Annotated in this window: 2 protein-coding genes; both read left to right on the forward strand. The window is 58.0% G+C overall.

The features are described 5' to 3' along the window. Nucleotides 1-762, forward strand: a 762-nt coding sequence (locus tag Q4P78_RS08640) for an asparaginase domain-containing protein (RefSeq protein WP_303339972.1), incomplete at its 5' end; no start/stop codon positions are given. Between the two features lie 263 nt (nt 763-1,025). Continuing rightward, nucleotides 1,026-1,549 (forward strand): ABC transporter substrate-binding protein (locus Q4P78_RS08645; protein ID WP_303339973.1); only part of this gene is annotated, 524 nt, incomplete at its 3' end.

The following is a 1,549-nucleotide window of genomic DNA, read 5'->3' on the forward strand; positions in this document are numbered from 1 at the left end:
GACACCATGGCCTACACCGCCTCGGCGCTCAGCTTTATGCTTGAAAACATCGACAAGCCCGTCATCATCACCGGGTCGCAGCTGCCTATCGGTCAGCTCCGTACCGATGGGAAGGAAAACCTCCTGACGAGTATAGAGATAGCCGCTGCGCGCGATACGGACGGACGCCCCATGGTGCCCGAAGTATGCATCTTCTTTGAGAGTCGACTGATGCGCGGCAACCGCACGACGAAGATTAATGCTGAGGGCTTCAATGCCTTTCGCTCCTTCAACCTCCCTTCCCTGGCTCACGCCGGCATACACCTCAAGTACGAGCGTCACCTCATCCGTCATCCCCATCCCAAGGCCGTCTTTACGCCCCACTACCTGATGGACAACAACGTGATGGTCTTGACCCTCTTCCCCGGTATACGCAAGGAGGTGGTGGATGTCTGCCTCAACATACCCGGTCTGCGCGCCGTGGTGCTCAAGACCTATGGTGCGGGTAATGCACCCCAGAAGCCTTGGCTCATCGACCGCATCAAACAGATGAACGAGCGCGGCATGATTATCGTCAACATCACCCAGTGTTATAAGGGCGCAGTCGAGATGCATCGCTACGAGACCGGCCTACAGTTACTCCAGGCGGGCGTCATCAACGGCTACGACTCAACCGTGGAGGGAATGCTCACCAAACTCATGTTCCTGCTTGGCCATGGTTACCGCCGCGAGGAGATTATCCGCCTGATGAACACCAGCATTGCGGGCGAGATAACGATTTAAGTCCATTCCTACTGAATCCACCCATAGCGGGGAGGCGGGGCTTCTCCCTGCTTCCCCTTTTCTTTTTCTCAATGCAACGTATTCATTCTCTTCCCGTCCTACTGCTTCTCCTACTGCTGCCGCTCCTTACGGGGTGTGGTGGACGCACTACGGCAGACCCCGAACAGGCTGCCGGGCTAAAGTACGCCACCCTGCTCCGCATGGAGCAGACAGACTCCTTTACTAGCGTTACCATTGCCGACCCTTGGAAGGAGGGTGCGGTCTTGGCGCGCTATGTTCTAGTGCCCCGCACACAACCTTTACCCCATTATCTCCCGCAGGGCACACTTATCCGCACGCCCTTGCAGCGCGCCGTATTGACCACCTCGGTACATGCCGCTCTGCTGCTTGATCTGCATGCCGAAAGGGCTATCGCCGGCCTGACCGACACGGCCTATATCGTCAGTCCTGAGGTCAGGCAACTCCTGTGTCAAGGGGTGAAGAGTATGGGAACAGCCCTTCAGCCCGACCTAGAGCTGATGCAGGCAGCCCGTGCCGATGCCCTTCTGACTTCCCCTTTTGAGGGTGATGGGAGTGCCCGTGCGCAGCGCTTAGGCATACCCCAAATAGCCTGTGCCGACTATATGGAGAGTTCCCCCTTAGGGCGTGCTGAGTGGATGCGCTTTTATGGTCGCTTGTTTGGTCAGGCAGAGCGGGCCGACAGCCTGTTTGCGGCTGTGGAGCAGCACTACCTTGCGCTTGCTGCTCAGGCCGACAGCCTGACCAGCAAGCGTACAGCCCCCACCGT

It is taken from the genome of Rothia sp. (in: high G+C Gram-positive bacteria) (assembly GCF_030540545.1).
Taxonomy (GTDB): Bacteria; Actinomycetota; Actinomycetes; order Actinomycetales; family Micrococcaceae; genus Rothia.